This window comes from Leifsonia sp. NPDC014704 (assembly GCF_043083605.1).
Lineage (GTDB): Bacteria > Actinomycetota > Actinomycetes > Actinomycetales > Microbacteriaceae > Leifsonia.
The window spans coordinates 1,163,173-1,181,002 of sequence record NZ_JBIBYW010000002.1 but is presented as its reverse complement, the minus strand read 5'-3'; the positions used below and the strand labels follow the sequence as shown (position 1 = coordinate 1,181,002).

Genomic DNA, 17,830 nt, shown 5'->3' with positions numbered 1-17,830 from the left:
TAGACCTCCGTTCGGCTGCGCTGCGCGCCCCAATACGAGTGGCCCGTGTTCGTGGGACGCGGCACGGCATCGCAGCGGTGTCAGGATGCGGCGGGCGCCTCGGGCCTTGCCGCGCCACCCCGCGCACGCAGGAAGCCCCAGAGCACGAGCGCACCCGCCACCACGATGAGCGCGAGCCCCGCGACGGTGACGGCCTCGCGGAACTGCGCCGTCTGCTCCGGCGACCATCCCGCCGTCGCGATGCTCCCCGCGAACAACCCCGCGAGCACCGTCCCCGCGACGGCGAGCCCGACGCCCGAGGCGACTTCGGAGGCAGTGTCGGTGAGCGCCGCTCCGATGGTGGTCCGGCTCTCCGGAAGGCCCCGGAGCACATTGGTCCCGGCGACCACGCCGACGACCCGGATACCCGCCGCCACCAGCACCAGGGCGACCGCGATCCAGCCGTACCCGAAGCGGCCGAACACGGCGTAGACGGTGAGGCCGGCGACGACGGCGGCGGCGCTCATCCAGGCCGCCCGGTCCATCCCGACACGGCGCACGAACGGGGTGATGACCGCCCCTCCCGCGAGCAAGACGACGACCTGCGGCAGCATCCCGAGCGCCGCGAGCGCGGGAGGCCACCCCCAGTCGAGCTGCAGCTGCAGCGTGACGAGGTACCCGAGTCCCGCCGTGGCGATCGCGGCGGCCGCCTTGAACGCCAGCCCGCTGGAGACGAGGGGATGCGCGATCAGCGGCAGCTCGAGGAGCGGGTGGCGTGCGGTCCGCTGCCGCACGACGAAGAGGACCGCCGCGGCGACGGCCGCCCCCGTGACGAGCCACGGCATCCAGGCGCCGAGGCCCTGCTCCACGAACAGCGTCGGTGCGAACAGCGCGAGCACGATCGCGGCGGTGCCCAGCGCCGCTCCCACCAGGTCGATGGGGTCACGATGCAGCCCGCCGGGGTCGTCGGCGGGGATGCCGAGCCGTACGCCCACGATCGCCAGGGCCGCGATGGGGACGTTGACCAGCAGGAGCACCTGCCACGGGGCGACGGCGAGGACGAAGCCACCGACCGTCGGTCCGATCGCGAGCCCGACCAGTCCGACCGTCGAGATGACGGTCATCGCCTTCACCCGCAGGTCGTCCGCCGCGAACAGCCGGAACGCCAGCGCCATCGACCCGGGCGTCGTCATCGCGGCCGCGATGCCCATGCCGACGCGCACGGCGATCAGCTCTTCCGTCGTCGAGACGAATGCGGTCGCAAGACTGGCGAGACCGAGCAGGGCGAGGCCGATGAGCATGACCCGGCGTCGGCCGTACCGGTCGGCGATGGCGCCGAAGGCGAGCATGGAGCCGCCGAAGACGACCGTGTACGCGCCTGTCACCCACTGGAGGCCGGCGGTCGACGCGTGGAGTTCGCGGCCGATGGTGGGAAGGGCGACGTTGAGGATCGAGTTGTCGAGCATCTCGAAGAGGAAGACGGCGGAGAGGCCGGTGAGGGCCATCCACGCGTCGCGCAGGGAGCGCGGAGCGTGGCGGCCGGCGGGGAGGGGCGACTCGGGGACAATGGGAGCGGTCTGCTCAGAGGACATGTGACTAGGTTATGCGACTAAACTTAGTGACACAAGATATTCACGGAAGGACGACGCCTTCATGCCCAGAACCAGCGAGCGCGGCGGCCCGCAGACGCGTGCCCGCATCGCCGGAATCGCCTCCGGGCTCTTCGCCGAACGCGGCTTCGACGCCGTGACCGTGGCGGACGTCGCCCGCGAAGCCGGCGTGTCCAGCGTGACCGTGTTCAAGCACTTCCCCCGCAAGGAGGACCTCTACCTCGATCGCTCGGCCGACGCCGAGGCCGTGTTGCGCGCGGCGGTCCGGGACCGCGCGAGCGGCACCGGCGTGCTGGCCTCGCTCAGGGAGGCGACGCTGCGGCTGGTCGAGGAGCGGCATCCCCTCTCCGGACTCGACGCCCGCTCTGTTCCGTTCTTCCGGACCGTCGGCGGTTCCGCCGCCCTGGTCGCCCGCGCCCGCGAGCTCGCCGGCGAGCTGCAGCAGGGGCTCGCCGAGGACCTGGACGCGGATGCTGCATTCGACGGCGACGCAGCCCTGTTCGCCGCGATGTTCATCGGGGGGTATTCGGTGCTCCTGGTAAATGCGGCGCAGCGGCTGATCGCGGGAGAACCGGCGGACGACGTCGCGGCGGCCCAGCAGCCACGGGCGAGCGCGCTGTTCGACCTCCTCGCGCGCGGGTTCGGCGACGACGCCTGAGGCCGAAGAGCGAGCGGCCCGGCGCTATGCTGACCCGCGGGGAAGGCCCGACGGGGCCCGAAAGGGGGAAGACGGATGCACGCACGACAGCGGGGTGCTGGGGCGATGGCTGCCCTGGGGATCGCCATGGCTCTGGGCATCACCACGGCGCTGGCCGGATGCGCCGATCTCGACCAGCGGTCGGTGGCCGCCACCGCGATCGCTTCACCGACGTCGAGCCCGACCCGGAGCGCACCGGCAGAGACGTACGACCTCACTGTGCACCGCACCTTCCTGCTGAGCGACGGCAGCACCGCGCCCGGCTGCGTGCAAGTCGCAGTCGAGCGCGACGAGGCGACCGCGGACGCTCAAACGGACGAGCGCATCGCGGCGGCCCGGAAACTCCTGCTCTCCACCAACTGGGAGGCAGAGCCTGTCTCGCTGGACGAGCTGGGCGCCGAGGAACGTCAGGTCGAGAAGGACCGCGGCGAGAGCGAAGCCGTGATGCTCTCGGGCGTGCTGTCGGACCACATCTCGAAAGCCCTTCAGGACGCGGGCTTTATGGGCGGCGGCATCTCGCTGCGCGGTCACGTCGGATGCTGAGGTGAGCGGCGCGCGTCCGAGGGGTTCATCGCACAGCCAGATCCATCCACTGCGATAGTAAAGTTTGCTCAGGCCGCGCAGGGCGGCCCGAGAGTCCGGTTCGGGATGAGGAGGCGCCGGTGGCCAAACGGACGCGCGCGACAGCGACCACCAGCACTCTGGCGCGTGTCAACCAGACGGCCATCATCGAAGCCCTCCGCGAGTCGGGGGCGCTTTCCCGGCAGCAGCTCGGCGTCAAGACGGGCTTGAGCCCGGCCACCATCAATCGGCTGACAGCTGCCCTCATCGAGGACGGGCTCGTCGTCGCAGCCGGCCAGGAGCCGTCGACCGGCGGCCGGCCCTCGGTGCTGCTCCGCTACGCCGGGAGCTCGCGCCTTGTCGCAGCGATCCAGCTCCGCGCGGAGACGGTCACGGGCATCCTGGTGGACTTCGACGGGAAGATCGTGTTCCGGCGCTCCGTTCCCTTAGGCGCACGGCAGGCGGGGGACCCGGCGGCGGCGGACACGGAGTCGCCAGAACGCGCAGCGGACCAGGATCGCCAGCTGCGCAAAGTGTTCCGGCTGTTCGACGACCTGATCGCGACGGCCGACTCGATGGGCACGCCCTGCCTCGCGGTCGGGATCGCCGTGCCGGGGGTCGTGCAACAGCCGGATGGCGTGGTCGGCACGATGCCGGAGTTCGGCTGGACCGGCGTCCCCTTCGGCACGCTCCTCCGGCAGCGGACCGCCCTGCCCGTGGTGGTGGAGAACGACGCGAACGCGCTGGCCTTCGGCGAACTCCACACCGGTGCGGGCCGCGGCCTCTCCAGCCTGGTCGCGCTGTTCCTCGAGAACGGCCTCGGCGCCGGGATCGTCGCGAACGGCGAACTCCACCGGGGCGCGCGGGCGGAGGCCGGCGAGATCGGCTACCTGCTGATGGAGCGGTCCTCGCTGGAGCGGTCGTACGACGCGCGCGGCGATCTCGAGGATCGCATCGGATCGCTCGCGCTCACCCAGCGGGCACGCGAGCGCGGCATCCCCCTGCCGGACGGCGGGTCGCTGACCGCCGAGGACGTGTTCGAGCTGGCCCGCGACGGCAACGCCGACGCACAAGAGCTCGCCGACGAGATCCTCGACATGGTGGCCATCGCGGTGGCGGCCCTCGTGATCGTGCTCGATCCGGAGCTCGTAGTGGTGGGGAGCAGTTTCGTCGGAAGCTCGGACACGGTCATCCCGGGCATCCAGGAGCGGTTGCGCGGCCGCATCATCCGGGTGCCGCGCATCGAGCCGGCCACCCACCGAGAGGATGCGGTGCTGTTGGGCGCGGCGGAACTCGCCGCGGCCGAGGTCAACGGCTTCGCCTACCTCGCCTTCTAACACTCCCCCTCGCAGATTCGTGCCGAATGTGCGTTCTGACGCTGCCATTCCGCACATTCGGCACGAATCGGAAAACCGCCCGGAGCTCTTGACGTAGGTGCGCAGCGTCGCTTAGGTTTGACGCACTTCTTCTCACTCCGATAGGAAAGAAGAGGCATCCCTTCAGCGACGCAGAGGAGCAGACGTGATCGTCGGAATCGACATCGGCGGCACCAAGACGCATGTCTGCGTCGAGGACGACGCCGGCGCCGCGCTCCTCGACCGGTCGGTGCAGACCGCCGACTGGCAGCACGGCGGCGACCTCCACTCCGAGCAGAACGTGCGCGGACTCCTCGCCCTGCTCGACGACGTTCCCGGCGCCGCCTCCGCTCCCCTGGTCGTCGGCGCACACGGGCTCGACAGCGAAGGCCAGACCCTCGCCTTCTCGGAGACGCTCGCCGCGCTCCACGCCGGTCCGGCCCTCGCGGTCAACGACGTCGAACTCGTCGGCCCCGCCGCCGGGTACGACGAGGCCATCGCCGTCATCGCGGGCACCGGGAGCAAGGTCGTCGGGCGCCGCGCCGACGGGACGCTGGTGAGCGCGGGAGGCTACGGCTACATCCTCAACGACCCGGGCAGTGCACCGGCACTGGTCCGGGATGCGGTGCGCACCCTGTTCGAGGCCGTGGACGAGGACGAGCCGCGCGACGCCCTCGCCGACGCCCTGTACGCGCACTTCGGCGTGGAGGAGATCGTCGGCCTCTCCAACGCGTTGACCGTCCGCCCGCGCGTCACCGTCTGGGGCGCGGCCGCTCCCTCCGTGTTCGCCGCGGCCGACGCGGGCAGCATCCGGGCGGCACGCGTCATCGACGCGGCCGCCGACGAACTCGCCCGCAGCGTCGAGCTCGTCCACCGCCGCGGGGCGGCCGGCACCGACGTCGTCTGCGCCGGCGGCGTGGTCAGCCACCAGCCCCGGCTCTTCGACGCCCTCGGCGAGCGGCTGCGCGCCCGCGGGCTCACCCACTCCATCCACCTGCTGGATGTCCCCCCGGTGCGCGGCGCACTCGCGCTCGCCCGGCGGCTCACGGAGGCGGCCACCGCTGTCCCCTTCGCACCACCAACACCATCACGGAGGAAGTCATGAGAATCACATCCACCGGGCGTCACCGCACGCTCGCGGGCCTCGCGCTCGCGGCGACGGCGGCGCTCGCCCTGAGCGCGTGCAGCGTGACGGGCGCCGGGACCTCGTCGGGAGGCGAGGGCGACGGCACCGGAACGATCAACGCGCTGTTCATGAAGCAGGCCGGCTACTCGGAGTCCGACGTCAACGCGATGATCAAGGCGTTCGAGGAGAAGAACCCCAAGATCACCGTCAAGCCGACCTTCGTGGCGTATGAGGCGCTCCACGACAAGATCGTCACCTCGGCACCCGCGGGCACCTATGACGTCGTGCACCTCGACGTGATCTGGCCGGCCGAGTTCGCCTCCAAGAACATCATCACCGACGTCACGAAGCGCTTCCCCGACTCGTGGAAGAGCGACATGCTCGGCGGCGCGCTCTCCAGCGCCGAGTACAAGGGCAAGTACTACGGCGTGCCGTGGGGCCCGTCGACCAAGCTGTTCTTCTACAACAAGGACATGCTCGCGAAGGTCGGCGCGACCGCGGACGACGTGAAGACGTGGGACGGCGTGCTCGCCGTGGCGAAGAAGCTGAAGGACGCCGGCGTCGTCCAGTACCCGATCGCCTGGAGCTGGGCGCAGGCCGAGGCTCTGGTCTGCGACTACGCCGAGCTGCTCGGCGCGTACGGCGGCCAGTTCACCGACTCGAGCGGCAAGCTCTCCATCAACAAGGGCGCGGGTGTGCAGGCGCTCGAGTTCATGAAGAAGTCGCTGGATGAGGGACTCACCGACCCGGCGTCGACCACGTTCCTCGAGGACGACACCGACAAGTCGATGGCCGCCGGCAAGACCGCCATGGAGCTCAACTGGGAGTCCACCTTCCGCGACCAGAACGACCCGTCGATCTCGAAGGTCGTCGGCCAGATCGCCGTCACCCCGCCGCCCGCGGGCCCCAACGGGGACAACCCGGGCGTGAACGGCTCCATGGCGCTGGCGATCGGCGCCAAGTCGAAGCACCAGCTCGCCGCGTGGAAGTTCATCGAGTACATGACCAGCGAGGCCGTGCAGGACAAGTACGTCAAGAGCTCGATGACGAACTGGAAGTCGAGCTACACCAAGCCGGACATCACCAAGACCAACCCGGAGGTCTTCGCGGCCGCCGGAAAGGCCTACGACTCGATGATCCTGCGTCCACCGGTGCCGAACTACAACTCGGTGTCGCAGGCGATCCAGGTCGAGCTGCAGAACGCGCTGCTCGGCAAGAAGTCGCCGCAGCAGGCCCTCGACGACGCGGTGAAGTCCGCGAACGAGACCCTCGGATGAGCGGCGTGTCGGTCGCCGGAGTCGAGACGGAGCGGCGCGCGCCCACCACGCGCGGGCGACGCGACCGCCGCAGGCGCGACAACCAGGGGCGGCTCGCCTTCTGGCTGCTGCTGCCCGCCGCGGTCGCGGTGTTCGGGGTGATCGTCTACCCGATCCTCCGCACCCTCCTCATCTCGTTCTTCGAGGTGAACTCGGCGCTGGCGACCGACACCCCGTTCGTCGGCCTGCAGAACTACATCGACGTCCTCACCGCTCCCGGCTTCTGGGCCGCGATGGGGCGGACGCTGTACTTCACCCTCGTCTCGACAGCGCTGGAGCTCGTCCTCGGGCTCATCGTCGCCGGCCTCCTCAATGCCAAGCTGCGAGCGCGCTGGCTGTTCCGCGCCGTCGTGATCATCCCCTGGGCGATCCCGACCATCGTCAATGCGGCGATGTGGAAGGGCATCTTCAACGCGCAGTACGGCGCGCTCAACGCGGCCCTCACCCAGCTCGGGATCATCGACCAGTACCAGGCCTGGCTCGGCGACCCGACGCTCGCCCTCAACATGGTGATCATCGCGGACGTGTGGAAGACGACCCCGCTGGTGGCGTTCTTCCTGCTCGCCGGGCTGACGTCCATCCCGAACGAACTGTACGAGGCGGCGAAGGTGGACCGCGCCAGCTGGCCGCGCATCTTCCGCACGATCGTGCTCCCGATGCTCGTGCCCTCGATCTCGATCGTGCTGGTGCTGCGCACGGTGGAGGCGTTCAAGGTGTTCGACATCATCTACGCGATGACGCGCGGCGGCCCGGTGAACGGTACACAGACCGTCGCCTATTACGCCTACACGACGGCGTTCTCGGACCAGAACTTCGGGGTCGGAGCGGCGCTCTCGTACATCATCGTGCTGGTCATCCTGGTGCTGACCTTCGTCTACCTGCGCATGCTGCGCCGATCCGAGATGAGCCTGCTGTGAAGCGCACGACCCGCAACTCGATCCTCATCCACCTGGCCGCTCTGGTCGTCGCCGTCGTCATCCTGCTGCCCTTCGGGTGGATGGTGCTCGCCAGCGTCACTCCGCAGCGCATCCTCATCTCCACCCCGCTGCAGTGGATCCCGGACACGCTCGACTGGAGCCGGTACGAGCTGATCTTCCGGGGAGGCGCCGAGAGCGTCGGTGCGACCTTCCGGGCGGCGCTGGCCAACACGACGATCGTCGCGGTCGGCACGGTCGCCGTCTCGATGATCGTCGGAATCCTGGGCGCGTACGCGTTCGCCCGGCTGCGGTTCCGCTTCCGGCAGGCGGTGCTCATCCTGTTCCTGGCGACGTACATGCTGCCGCAGATCGCCCTGCTGATCCCGCTGTACCTCATCCTGAACTCGCTCGGGCTGCTGGACTCCGTGATCGGGCTGATCATCGTGGACTGCTCGCTGGTGGTGCCGTTCGTGCTCTGGATCCTCAGCAACTACTTCCTGACCATCCCGGAAGAGCTGGAGGAGGCGGCGCGCATCGACGGCGCTTCCCGGTTGGGCGCCCTGTTCCGCGTGGTGCTTCCGGCCGCCCGGCCGGGCATCTTCGCGGCCATCATGTTCGCGTTCCTGCTGGCCTGGGACGAGTTCATGTATGCGCTGATCTTCACCTCGTCCAACGCGGCGAAGACCCTGCCGGTGGCCATCAGCGAGTTCGCCGGCCGCTACACGACCGACTTCGGGCTGGTGGCGGCGGGCGGCATCCTCGCGGCGTTGCCGCCGATCGTCGTCGCCCTCATCTTCCAGCGTTACGTCGTCAGCGGTATGGCCGCCGGCGCCGTCAAGGGCTGAGCCGCCTTCCCACCAACCACCCCAGACCACCTCCGACCACCGACAGAAGGACTTCCATGGAACCCACCGCTTCGTTCGTCGACGCCATGCACGCTCAGCCCGAGAACCTCGCCCGAGCGCGTGAGACCGTGCTCCGGGACCTCGCGAGCGCGGCACTCCCCCAGTGGGAGGCGGGCGACAGCGTCGCCGTCGTCGCCATGGGCGCATCGCTCAACTCGTCGCACGCGCTCGTCGCCGCCCTCGCGGCCGCCGGGCATCCCGCATCGGGTGTCGTCGCCTCCGACGTCGCCGACGGGCTCGCCGTCGTGCGCGCCGACCACAACATCGTCGTCTCCGAGTCGGGCCGCAGCCCCGAGCCCCTGGCGGCTGCGCGGAAGCTCGCCGCCGGGACGCGGATCGGCATCAGCAACTTCCCCGACCAGCCGATCAAGGACGACGTGGATGCGGTGCTCGGCCTGGGCGGGTTCCCCGACTCCCCGGTGTACACCAGCGGCTTCACGGCGACCCTGCTGGCGTACGCCCTGCTGCTCGACCACGTCGGGATGCGCGCGGGCGCGGCGGAGGCGCAACGCATCCCTGGCCGGGTGGCCGACGTGCTGCGCGACTACGCCGAAGCGGCCGAAACGGTCGGGCGCGTCCTCGCAGCGGCGAAGACCATCGACGTCGTGGGTCGCGGTGCGTCGCTGACCGCCGCCGCCGAGCTGTCGCTGATGGTCCGGGAGGGGCTCCGCACGCCGAGCGCCGCCTTCGAGACGTTCCAGTACCTGCACGGTCCGATGGAGGTGCTGTCGGATGACGACGCCCTCGTGATCTTCGGCGACGGCCGGGAGGTGAGCATTCCGTCGTCGATTCTCGATGCGGGGGTGCCCGTCGTGCTCGTGACGGCGGCCGATCCCACGACGATCCCGGCCGCCGGGCACGCCAACCTCACCGTGGTACCGCTGCCCGCGGGCCTCGGGGTGTTCGAGCGCGCGATCGTCGAGACGGTGATCGCTCAGCTGGCGATCGCCGCCGCGATCGAGCACAAGCCGTACCCGCTGGAGGATTTCCTGTACCACCAGGACGACACCAAGCTGCCGGTGCGCTGACGGGCGCCCGTCGATCGTCTTGCCACGAACCGCTCCGCGCCGCAAGGCCCGCCCCCAGATGTTGACGAGACGCGCGGACCGGAGTCAGATGAAGGCATGATAGCTCTCATCATTATCCTGCTGGTGATCTGGGCGGTGCTCGCCATTCTCGGGTTCGCCATCAAGGGCCTGCTGTGGCTGGCGATCCTCGGACTGGTGTTCTTCGTGATCACCGCGATCGTCGGATGGCTCAGACGAGGTGCGAGCCGGACCTGACCCCGTTCCCCGACCGCGAAGCGGCGGCCGTGCCCTGTGGCGCGGCCGCCGCTGCCGTTTGTGCAGGGGGCTTGCGTAGGTGGAAAGCGCTCACATCTCCGACGTTCCGCGGTGGGGATGGAGATTGGGGGCGTCTAGGCGCGGATCTCCGACCGTAGCCAGCCGAGCTGGGTGCAGCCGGGGCGCGGGCCGCAGCAGTTCAGGGCTGTTCTTCGTCGAGGAGGGCGTCGTTCTGGAGGGTGTCGGCGGTCTCGTCGTCGGCGGGGAGGTCGTTCTCTCCGTCCAGCGCGCCGCCAGCAGGTGCCTGGCCTGCCGCCGTGGGCTGGTCGTGCACCGGGGTGTCGGTGGGCGCCGGAGCGCCCTGCGGCTGGCCGGGGGCGGTCGCGTCGTCGCTGGGGGTCAGTTCATCGGTCATGCCACCAGCCAGCGCCCAGCCCACCGCAGCGGCAAGGGGTTGACACCCTCCCGATCGAGCAGCGCAACCGATGGATCCGATCTGCACGGGATGTTGGACAGCGATGGTCCGCGTCCGCGAGTCTGGATGCATGGCCTACGTTGCGAACCCCTCCCGCTATGACGACATGATCTACCGCCGCACCGGACGCAGCGGACTCGACCTGCCCGCCCTGTCGCTCGGGCTCTGGCACAACTTCGGCAACGACCGCCCCTTCGAGACCCAGCGCGCCATCGTCCGCCGCGCCTTCGACCTCGGCATCACCCACTTCGACCTGGCCAACAACTACGGGCCGCCCTACGGCGCGGCGGAGATCAACTTCGGCCGCATCCTCTCGGAGGACCTCCGGCCGTACCGCGACGAGATCGTGGTGTCGAGCAAGGCCGGCTGGGACATGTGGCCCGGCCCGTACGGCCAGGGCGGCGGCAGCCGCAAGTACATGCTGGCGAGCCTCGACCAGTCGCTGCAGCGCCTCGGCCTCGATTACGTCGACATCTTCTACTCGCACCGGCCCGACCCGTCCACGCCGCTGGAGGAGACGATGCAGGCGCTGGACACTGCCGTCCGGTCGGGCAAGGCCCTCTACGTCGGCATCTCGTCGTACGGACCGGAGGAGACCCGCCGAGCCGCCGAGATCCTGCGCGACCTCGGCACCCCCCTGCTCATCCACCAGCCGTCGTACTCCATGCTCAACCGCTGGATCGAGACCGAGGGTCTGCTCGACACCGTCGGCGAGCTGGGCGTCGGCGTCATCGGGTTCACCGCCCTGGCGCAGGGGATGCTGACGGGCAAGTACCTGAACGGCATCCCGGAGGGTTCACGGGCGAGCGCCGGCACCTCCTTCGACTCCGACTGGCTCACCGACGACGCCGTCGCACGCCTGCGCGCGCTCAACGGGATCGCGGAGCGGCGCGGGCAGACCCTCGCGCAGCTGGCGCTCGCCTGGGCTCTGCGCGACGACCGCGTGACCTCTCTCGTCATCGGCGCCAGCAGCGTCGACCAGCTGGAGCAGAACGTTGCGGCCCTGGGCAACCTGGAGTTCTCGCCGGAGGAGCTCGCGGAGATCGATGAGCACGCCACCGACGCCGGCGTCGACCTGTGGGCGGGGGCGCGGCGCGGGAAGGTGTGATGCATTAATTGCGGCCATCCATGAGCGGCCAGATTTCGGCTGAGATATCGTGACAAGGAACACGAGTCGCTCATGGAAGGCGGCAGAATGCTTGCCGTACACCGCCGCACCGGATCGCGCGCTCGGCCGCCGCGCGCTCTCGGTCTTGCTGTCGCCGTCGCGGTCGCCGTCGCGGTGGCGTTGACGTCGTGTTCGCCGTTCGGCTCCGTTGCGTTGAAGGCCACGACCGCGACGAACCTCGCGAATCAGAAGAAGGCAGCGCTCAGTTTGTTGAGCTATCGACCCGACGTCGAGGAAATCAGGTTCACACAGCCAGGCAGCGTCGGTGGAGGTGGCTCGTGGGCAGCCAATGCTGTCGTCACAATCGACGGCGTCGATTACGACGAGATTCTGGGACCCGAGCGGGCTGGAGGTAATCCGCTACCGCGCCTGATGCCCGGTACCGTGCCAACGCGCTCAACGGTCGTCTATAGCGACGGCACATCGGAGGCGCTTCGATGACCTTCTATATCCCCTGGATGAGCCGATTCTTCCGAGGCGCCATTCTGCGCATCGCGTGGGCGCTCAAACCGGTGGTGATGTCGATTGCTCTTACCGCTACGGCACTTATTCTCCTGACTTCGTGCTCGTTAGGAGGCGCCGAGCCTGAGCAGAGCAACCGTGCGAACCAAAGGAAGGCCGCCCAGGCGCTGCTCGCTACTCAACCGGGGGTGGAAGCAATTACTTTCACACAGGACGGTGCGGTCGGCGGCGGCGGTTCGTGGGCGGCCAACGCGGTCGTGACGATTGACGGCCTGGAATACCAAGAAATCCTCGGGCTCGAGAAGTGGTCGTACGGCGGCGAACCAATGCCGACGGCGAAGCGATCAGGGACGTCGGCCTCCGTTGCCATCACGTATAGCGGCGGAAGCGCGGAGGTACTGCGGTGAGCGCCGATGAAGTCGCAAGCGGAGTGCTGACATACGACAAGGGAGCGGGGCCCGGTGACTCAGCTACGAAGACAAGCGCCTTTCGAGAAGGTGCGACCTTGAGAACTCATTTCCGAAGGAAGAATCCACCTCGAAACGGTCATCGCAGGCGCCTACTCACGAGCGTGAGTGTTGCCGTAGCGGTCGTTTTCGCATTGACGTCGTGCTCGATATTTGGAGGAAGTGCAGTGAACCAACAGGCTTCTACCGCGACGAACCTCGCGAATCAGAAGAAGGCGGCGCTCCTGTTCATAAAAGACTGGCCGGAAACGGAACGGATCAGGTACACCCAGGAGGGCCGCTACAGCGGCACGGGCTACTGGTCGGCGTACGCGACCGTCACTATTGCGGGCAAGGAATATGGTGAGAACCTAGGGCTCCAGGTCGTGGGAGGGGATCCTCTACCCGATCCGAATCCCCAGGCGACACCGTCCCCGGTCCCAGTCATCTTCAGCGACGGCTCGTCGGAGATCGTGGGATGACGACGCCAGAAGAGTCGGCCGCTATCGCCGACACGGCTTACAAGGCAGATCCCCTGTGGGCGGACCCGCCTTATGGTTTGGGGCAGCAGTTCCATCCCCCGGGCAAGCCGGGTCAGAAGTTCGAGGTGGTGGAGCCGCCGCCGGTGAGCGACCCGGTCACCGGGTTTCAGGCGATGACCGTGGTTCCCGTGGTGAACGGCAAGCCTGACTACTCGCAGGTGTACATCTCCTACGCCGGGACCAACCCGGGTCATCACGCCGACATCGGCGCGGATGCTCAGCTGGTGATCGGTGGTCAGATCGCGTCGGGTACGCAGGCCACGCAGGCGATCGAGTATGCCCAGAAGGTGCGCGCACAGCTCGGCAAAGCGCATCCTGAAGCCACCTTCGAGACCGTGGGACACTCGCTCGGCGGGTATCTGGCGCTGTTTGTGGCGGCCGAGCTGCACTTGTCGTCCACGACGTTCAACGGCCCGGACCCCTGGGACCATCTGTCGCCGCAGGCGAAGGCCTGGGTTCTGAAGAAGATCGCCGAAGGCAAGAACCCTCTCCGTAATTTCATCAACGAATGGGACGTGGTCGGGAACTCCCTCGCCAACGGCACGGGCTCCGCAATCTACGTCAAGAGCATGCAAGGGCTCGGGTTCCTCGACTACCACAACATCTCCACCGGGTTCTTCTTCGACGCGACGTCCGGTGAGGTGATCGGCGCCGGTGTTTCGGGACGAGACTTCGTCGAGATCAGCGAGAACGTGCTGTTCGTCTTACCCGCGGATCTCCGTCACCCCCTGGCGCTGGCGATGGCCGGAACCATGGGCCTGCTCCGAGATCCATACATCGGTGGGGTCCATGGCATGGCGGTCTCCGGATTGATGGTGCTCGTCGATACGCTCGCCGCCACAGCCCTCGCCTCCGAGTTCATCCACATGCAGGCTCCGCTCAACAACATCAAAGCGGTGAATCTCGGGCTCGCCTCGCAGATGGAACTCGGCCTGCGCGAGGCGAAGGACGCCGTGGCGATGATCCCATTCCTCCGAGAGCGGGACATCGAGAACTGCGTTGCCACCCACCGACTGCAAGTGCAGCACAACGTCGACGAGCACGCCGTCGACACAGCGAACCGGCGAGTGGACGACCACCTCACCCTGCTGGGTCAGCTGGCGACCGGCATCGTCGGCGCCGTCGAGAACGCGTACGCACAAGATGCCCAGTGGGCAGGGAGCTACTTCGGGCACTAGGCCCGGAAAGGAGGACGTGATGTACCGAACGGATGGGAACAGCGCCGATCTCGCCGGCGCGAATCTCGGTGACCTGATCGGCGGGCTCCGGAGCGGCATCCAGGACGTCGTGGAAGGCATCCAGTGCGGCATCGACGCGCTCGTCAACGATGCTGCCGTGCGCCTGCTGAACGCGGTCCTGCCGCTTATGGTGCACGGGAGGTACACCGCCATCAGGGCGGCGAGTTGGGTCGCGGTTGAAGCGGGGACCATGGAGATCGCCGGGCGCACGGCCGGTATGGCCGTCAGCAACTCGGTGCTGGCCGGACTCGTCGCCAAGAAGGTCGAAGAAGGTGTCGGCCGGATCATGTCCGAGCTCGACTACGCGCACGGAGTGAACAGCATCACATGACCGACTACAGGACGCTCGGCGAGCTCGAGCAGGCCCACGACGACGCGATCCGCACGGCCAGGGAGCGGGTGCAACAGGCCGAGGACTACGTGACGAACTACCGCATGCAGATGAACCGCATGCAGGAGGACTTCTACACCCTCGCCACCCAGCAGGGTGTCGTCCACGATCCGGAGTTCCGCGAGGAGTTCCAGAGGGTGTCCGACGGATTCGAAGAGAACGTGCACGAAGCGGCCCGCGTGATCGCCGGCTTCGAAGAAGAACTCGACGAGCTGTCGGCGCAGCACACCCGAGAGCGCGAAGACTTCCTCCAGAACCGCCGGGACGACAACGACGACCGGCAGCGCTGAGCAGAGCGAGTACCACCGCATCCCGCCCCCGTCATCCCCTGCCCGCCCGCGCCCGGAAGGCCTAACGTCGGCCGCGAGCACGCTGGATGTGCTGGCGGCGCCCCGAGGCGTCCGACGTTTCCCGGCGTGTGTGGGGCGGACCCCGGGCGCCCGGCGTGAGCTGCTGGAACGCCCGGGGTCCGGTAACGCTCGTCCGCGCCCATCGCGTCCCGGCTATGAGTTTCCGAAGTGCTCGCCCGGGGTTCGCCCAGCGTTGTCTGCTTATCTGGGCGGGGTACTCGTCCGGCGATTAGAAGCTGTAGATATGACCGTCCTCGTCGAACCGGATCTCCGCGCCGGCCTGCCGCTGCGCGCGGTCCGGCCGTGGACGATCGCGGTCGCCGCAGGGCTCGTCGCGACCATCCTCTGCGCCGCGTTCAGCTGGGTGCCGTCGCTGTGGGGCGACGAGGCGGCCACGCTGCTCTCGGCGAAGCGCCCGCTCGGCAGCCTGTTCGGGATGCTGCTGCACGTGGATGCGGTGCACGGCGTCTACTACCTCTTCATGCACGGCTGGATCCGGTTGGCCGGCGAGAGCGCGTTCGCCCTGCGGTTGCCGAGCGCGCTCGCGGTCGGCGCCGCGGTCGCGGCGGTGACGCTGCTCGCCGGTCGCCGTGGCGGAGCACGGGCCGCGGTGGTCGCCGGGGTCGTCGCCACCGTCCTCCCCCGGCTCACCTATGCCGGCGAAGAGGCGCGCTCGTACGCCTTCACGGCAGCGGCGGCCGCCTGGCTCACCCTCCTGCTGGTGTGGCTGGTCGACGGCGGCGGCCGCCGGCTCGCACCCGGCGCGCGACGGCTCGCGTGGCTGCTCTACGCGGTCGGAACGGCGGTAGCGGCATACCTCTTCCTCTACTCCGTGACGCTCCTCGTCGCGCACGCCGCCATCCTGCTGTTCGCCCGCGCGTCGCGGGACACCCTGCGGAGGTGGGCCGTCGCGGCCGGCGCCGCACTGCTCTCCGTCATACCGCTGGCGGTCGTCGCCTACCTCGAGCGCGGCCAGATCGCCTACCTCAGTGGCGCGCCGGAAGAGGCGTCCACCTGGTACTTCTTCCTCTGGTTCGGGATGCCGTGGGTCGCGGTGGCCGCGTGGCCGCTCATCGGGCTCGCCCTGTGGCCCGCCTGGCGCGCGTGGCGGCTGCGCACCTCCGGTGCTGCGCTTCCCCTGCCCGCCGGGCCCCGCACTCTCTCGACCCGGCTCGTCGGCGCCGCCTGGCTCTTCCTGCCGACGGGGGCGATGCTGCTCGTGAACCTGGCGTTTCCGATGTACACCGGGCGCTACTCCACCTTCGCCGCGCCCGCGGCGGCGCTCCTGGTGGCAGAGGGGATCCTGGTGCTCGGCCGGATGCTCGGGCGGGATGCGCGGCGGACGGTCGCGATCACGGCGGGCGCCACTGTCGCCTTCGCGGTACTGTGCGCGCCGGTCTATGCCCTCCAGCGTGGGCCGTACGCCAAGAACGACAGCGACTGGGCGGAGGTCAGCGCGGCGATGGCCGCGAACGCGGGGCCGGCCGACGCCGTCGTGTTCGACGAGTCGGCCAAGCCGTCGCAGCGGCCCCGCCTGGCGATGCGCACGTACCCGGACGGATTCCGCGGCCTCAAGGATGTGACGCTCCATGTGCCGTACGACCGCAACACCTGGTGGGCGGATCGCGCCTACTCCGTCGACCAGGCGGCGAAGCGCGGCCGGTTCGACGGCGTCGAACGGGTGTGGCTGATCGAGGTGGATGTGGAAGGCGTCGAAGACACCTGGGGGCTGGGCGAGCTGGAGTCACTCGGCTTCGCGGAGACCGGGCGCCGGATCGAGACGCACCGCAGCGCGATCATCGAGTTGACCCGGTAGTCGCTTCCCTCAGCACGGACGCGTTTCCGTAGGAGAATCGGTCCCGAATCTCCGACCGACCGCGGCCGGGATGGAGTCCCGGCGCGGATGCGGCTGATTCTCCGACCGAAGGCGACAGATCACCGACCGAAGGTGGTCCGCACGGCCGAGGGCGGTTCGGGCGGGGACGACGGTCGCGCCAGTCAGGCCGCGTCGACCGGCTGGATGAGCTGGGGGCCGTCGTCGGACGTCTTGAACGGCGCCACCTGGTCGAAGCGCAGGGTCTCCGCCTCGGCGACGCCCGCACGGACCGCCTCGTCGACGAGCGCCTGGTCGCCGACGATCGAGGGGTCGATCCAGTGCTGCCACATCTCCTCCGGGAGGATGACGGGGTTGCGGTCGTGGATGTCGGCGAGCGTCTGCACGGCGTCCGACGTGAGGATCGTGGCCGTCAGCACCCAGCGGTCGGGGTCGTCGTCGGCCTTGCTGTGGTCGCGCCACCACGAGTACAACCCCGCGAAGCCCATCAGACGGCCCTCCGGGTAGCGGATGAAGAACGGCGTCTTGCTGCCCTTCGGCCCCTGCCACTCGTAGTAGCCGCGCGCCAGGACGATCGCGCGGTGCGATTGCACCGGCTTCTTCCACGTCGACTTCTCGGCGATCTCCTCCGCCCGGGCGTTGAAGGTCGGGAACTTGAGCTTCAACGTGTCGGACCACGAGGGCACGAGCGACCAGTGCGCGCGCTCGAATCGCAGCTCCCGGGTCTTCGGGGAGTCGATGAGCACCGGGATGTCGTCGGTCGGCGCGATGTTGTAGTCGGCCTCCCAGTTCGCCGTCCACTCCTCGGGCCGGCGCCCGGTCGCCTCTACGAACTCGGTGATCTCGGCGTTGACCTTGTCGTCCATCGCGAACCTGCCGCACATGCCGCCAGCTTAGGCGCGACGGCCGACATGTGACCGGCTGGGATGTTCGCGGACCGAAGTTGAGGAATTTTCACCCCCAAAAGCGGGTGACGCGAAGCTGTGAAAACGATGTATTCTCACTTTTGTGGATAGGTGAGGAACAGTCACTTAACGGTACTGGAACTCCGATCGTCCACACCACCCGAAGATGCACCAACCCGACCCGCAGGTGACAAACGTGTACCCGAATTCGCCACGCCGAGCGCTACCCGCACTCAACCCCATCCGAACGGGGAGCGCTCGGCGCGCGCG

The 17,830-nt window shown here is 68.8% G+C and carries 20 protein-coding genes; 17 read left to right on the top strand and 3 right to left on the bottom strand.

What is annotated here, in order from left to right:
* Window positions 1-80 precede the first annotated feature (80 nt).
* Window positions 81-1,484, bottom strand: a complete 1,404-nt coding sequence (locus ACF1AJ_RS17185) for an MFS transporter (protein ID WP_391508781.1) — start codon at window positions 1,482-1,484, stop codon at window positions 81-83.
* 148 nt (window positions 1,485-1,632) lie between these two features.
* Between ACF1AJ_RS17185 and ACF1AJ_RS17180 the strand changes: the two genes are divergently transcribed.
* From ACF1AJ_RS17180 to ACF1AJ_RS17140, 9 genes are all read left to right on the top strand, one after another.
* Window positions 1,633-2,247 (top strand): TetR/AcrR family transcriptional regulator, encoded by a 615-nt coding sequence (locus tag ACF1AJ_RS17180; RefSeq protein ID WP_391508450.1) that lies wholly within the window; start codon window positions 1,633-1,635, stop codon window positions 2,245-2,247.
* 126 nt (window positions 2,248-2,373) lie between these two features.
* Window positions 2,374-2,829, top strand: a complete 456-nt coding sequence (locus ACF1AJ_RS17175) for a hypothetical protein (protein WP_391508449.1) — start codon at window positions 2,374-2,376, stop codon at window positions 2,827-2,829.
* A gap of 119 nt (window positions 2,830-2,948) precedes the next feature.
* Window positions 2,949-4,184, top strand: coding sequence for an ROK family protein (locus ACF1AJ_RS17170; protein ID WP_391508448.1), 1,236 nt, complete (start codon window positions 2,949-2,951; stop codon window positions 4,182-4,184).
* 184 nt (window positions 4,185-4,368) lie between these two features.
* On the top strand, window positions 4,369-5,307 hold the full coding sequence (locus tag ACF1AJ_RS17165) for an N-acetylglucosamine kinase (RefSeq protein WP_391508447.1): 939 nt from the start codon (window positions 4,369-4,371) through the stop codon (window positions 5,305-5,307).
* The gene (locus tag ACF1AJ_RS17160; RefSeq protein WP_391508446.1) at window positions 5,304-6,605 is read left to right on the top strand and encodes an extracellular solute-binding protein; all 1,302 of its coding nucleotides are present in this window, start codon (window positions 5,304-5,306) and stop codon (window positions 6,603-6,605) included. The genes ACF1AJ_RS17165 and ACF1AJ_RS17160 overlap by 4 nt, the downstream gene beginning before the upstream one ends.
* Window positions 6,602-7,561 carry a carbohydrate ABC transporter permease gene (locus ACF1AJ_RS17155; protein WP_391508445.1) on the top strand — a complete coding sequence of 320 codons (960 nt, stop codon included), beginning with the start codon at window positions 6,602-6,604 and terminating at the stop codon, window positions 7,559-7,561. The genes ACF1AJ_RS17160 and ACF1AJ_RS17155 overlap by 4 nt, the downstream gene beginning before the upstream one ends.
* Complete coding sequence (locus tag ACF1AJ_RS17150; protein WP_391508444.1) at window positions 7,558-8,406, top strand: carbohydrate ABC transporter permease; 849 nt, start codon at window positions 7,558-7,560, stop codon at window positions 8,404-8,406. Before ACF1AJ_RS17155 ends, ACF1AJ_RS17150 begins: the two co-directional genes overlap by 4 nt.
* A gap of 56 nt (window positions 8,407-8,462) precedes the next feature.
* Complete coding sequence (locus ACF1AJ_RS17145) at window positions 8,463-9,494, top strand: SIS domain-containing protein (RefSeq protein WP_391508443.1); 1,032 nt, start codon at window positions 8,463-8,465, stop codon at window positions 9,492-9,494.
* 96 nt (window positions 9,495-9,590) lie between these two features.
* Window positions 9,591-9,749, top strand: a complete 159-nt coding sequence (locus ACF1AJ_RS17140) for a hypothetical protein (protein WP_020076764.1) — start codon at window positions 9,591-9,593, stop codon at window positions 9,747-9,749.
* Window positions 9,750-9,948: 199 nt separating this feature from the next.
* Here ACF1AJ_RS17140 and ACF1AJ_RS17135 read toward each other — a convergent pair whose 3' ends face one another.
* A complete protein-coding gene (locus ACF1AJ_RS17135; protein WP_391508442.1) occupies window positions 9,949-10,164 on the bottom strand; it encodes a hypothetical protein in 216 nt (71 codons plus the stop codon).
* Between the two features lie 130 nt (window positions 10,165-10,294).
* On the opposite strand from ACF1AJ_RS17135, the gene mgrA reads away from it, so the two are divergent.
* The 8 genes from mgrA (at window position 10,295) to ACF1AJ_RS17095 (ending at window position 16,637) form a co-directional block, all read left to right on the top strand.
* The gene (gene mgrA, locus ACF1AJ_RS17130; protein ID WP_391508441.1) at window positions 10,295-11,332 is read left to right on the top strand and encodes an L-glyceraldehyde 3-phosphate reductase; all 1,038 of its coding nucleotides are present in this window, start codon (window positions 10,295-10,297) and stop codon (window positions 11,330-11,332) included.
* An 87-nt stretch (window positions 11,333-11,419) separates the two neighbouring features.
* Window positions 11,420-11,833, top strand: a complete 414-nt coding sequence (locus ACF1AJ_RS17125; protein ID WP_391508440.1) for a hypothetical protein — start codon at window positions 11,420-11,422, stop codon at window positions 11,831-11,833.
* Window positions 11,830-12,261, top strand: a complete 432-nt coding sequence (locus tag ACF1AJ_RS17120; protein WP_391508439.1) for a hypothetical protein — start codon at window positions 11,830-11,832, stop codon at window positions 12,259-12,261. The genes ACF1AJ_RS17125 and ACF1AJ_RS17120 overlap by 4 nt, the downstream gene beginning before the upstream one ends.
* Window positions 12,262-12,488: 227 nt before the next feature.
* Window positions 12,489-12,782, top strand: coding sequence for a hypothetical protein (locus tag ACF1AJ_RS17115; protein WP_391508438.1), 294 nt, complete (start codon window positions 12,489-12,491; stop codon window positions 12,780-12,782).
* Window positions 12,779-14,020, top strand: a complete 1,242-nt coding sequence (locus ACF1AJ_RS17110; protein ID WP_391508437.1) for a hypothetical protein — start codon at window positions 12,779-12,781, stop codon at window positions 14,018-14,020. Before ACF1AJ_RS17115 ends, ACF1AJ_RS17110 begins: the two co-directional genes overlap by 4 nt.
* Window positions 14,021-14,039: 19 nt before the next feature.
* Window positions 14,040-14,411, top strand: a complete 372-nt coding sequence (locus tag ACF1AJ_RS17105) for a hypothetical protein (RefSeq protein WP_391508436.1) — start codon at window positions 14,040-14,042, stop codon at window positions 14,409-14,411.
* Window positions 14,408-14,761: a hypothetical protein gene (locus ACF1AJ_RS17100; protein WP_391508435.1), complete on the top strand. Its 354-nt coding sequence runs from the start codon at window positions 14,408-14,410 to the stop codon at window positions 14,759-14,761. Before ACF1AJ_RS17105 ends, ACF1AJ_RS17100 begins: the two co-directional genes overlap by 4 nt.
* Before the next feature lie 304 nt (window positions 14,762-15,065).
* Window positions 15,066-16,637, top strand: a complete 1,572-nt coding sequence (locus ACF1AJ_RS17095; protein WP_391508434.1) for a hypothetical protein — start codon at window positions 15,066-15,068, stop codon at window positions 16,635-16,637.
* Between the two features lie 182 nt (window positions 16,638-16,819).
* On the opposite strand, the gene ACF1AJ_RS17090 is transcribed toward ACF1AJ_RS17095, so the two are convergent.
* Complete coding sequence (locus tag ACF1AJ_RS17090) at window positions 16,820-17,539, bottom strand: SOS response-associated peptidase (protein WP_309853942.1); 720 nt, start codon at window positions 17,537-17,539, stop codon at window positions 16,820-16,822.
* Between the last annotated feature and the right edge of the window lie 291 nt (window positions 17,540-17,830).

Excerpts from the sequence above, each read along its gene's own strand:
- ACF1AJ_RS17145 (WP_391508443.1), top strand. The coding sequence starts at position 8,463 with ATGGAACCCACCGCTTCGTTCGTCGACGCCATGCACGCTCAGCCCGAG.
- ACF1AJ_RS17185 (WP_391508781.1), bottom strand. The coding sequence starts at position 1,484 with ATGGCCCTCACCGGCCTCTCCGCCGTCTTCCTCTTCGAGATGCTCGAC.
- ACF1AJ_RS17090 (WP_309853942.1), bottom strand. The coding sequence starts at position 17,539 with ATGTGCGGCAGGTTCGCGATGGACGACAAGGTCAACGCCGAGATCACC.
- mgrA (WP_391508441.1), top strand. The coding sequence starts at position 10,295 with ATGGCCTACGTTGCGAACCCCTCCCGCTATGACGACATGATCTACCGC.
- ACF1AJ_RS17140 (WP_020076764.1), top strand. The coding sequence starts at position 9,591 with ATGATAGCTCTCATCATTATCCTGCTGGTGATCTGGGCGGTGCTCGCC.
- ACF1AJ_RS17135 (WP_391508442.1), bottom strand. The coding sequence starts at position 10,164 with ATGACCGATGAACTGACCCCCAGCGACGACGCGACCGCCCCCGGCCAG.
- ACF1AJ_RS17125 (WP_391508440.1), top strand. The coding sequence starts at position 11,420 with ATGCTTGCCGTACACCGCCGCACCGGATCGCGCGCTCGGCCGCCGCGC.
- ACF1AJ_RS17120 (WP_391508439.1), top strand. The coding sequence starts at position 11,830 with ATGACCTTCTATATCCCCTGGATGAGCCGATTCTTCCGAGGCGCCATT.
- ACF1AJ_RS17160 (WP_391508446.1), top strand. The coding sequence starts at position 5,304 with ATGAGAATCACATCCACCGGGCGTCACCGCACGCTCGCGGGCCTCGCG.
- ACF1AJ_RS17110 (WP_391508437.1), top strand. The coding sequence starts at position 12,779 with ATGACGACGCCAGAAGAGTCGGCCGCTATCGCCGACACGGCTTACAAG.
- ACF1AJ_RS17105 (WP_391508436.1), top strand. The coding sequence starts at position 14,040 with ATGTACCGAACGGATGGGAACAGCGCCGATCTCGCCGGCGCGAATCTC.
- ACF1AJ_RS17095 (WP_391508434.1), top strand. The coding sequence starts at position 15,066 with ATGACCGTCCTCGTCGAACCGGATCTCCGCGCCGGCCTGCCGCTGCGC.
- ACF1AJ_RS17155 (WP_391508445.1), top strand. The coding sequence starts at position 6,602 with ATGAGCGGCGTGTCGGTCGCCGGAGTCGAGACGGAGCGGCGCGCGCCC.
- ACF1AJ_RS17180 (WP_391508450.1), top strand. The coding sequence starts at position 1,633 with ATGCCCAGAACCAGCGAGCGCGGCGGCCCGCAGACGCGTGCCCGCATC.
- ACF1AJ_RS17175 (WP_391508449.1), top strand. The coding sequence starts at position 2,374 with ATGGCTCTGGGCATCACCACGGCGCTGGCCGGATGCGCCGATCTCGAC.
- ACF1AJ_RS17100 (WP_391508435.1), top strand. The coding sequence starts at position 14,408 with ATGACCGACTACAGGACGCTCGGCGAGCTCGAGCAGGCCCACGACGAC.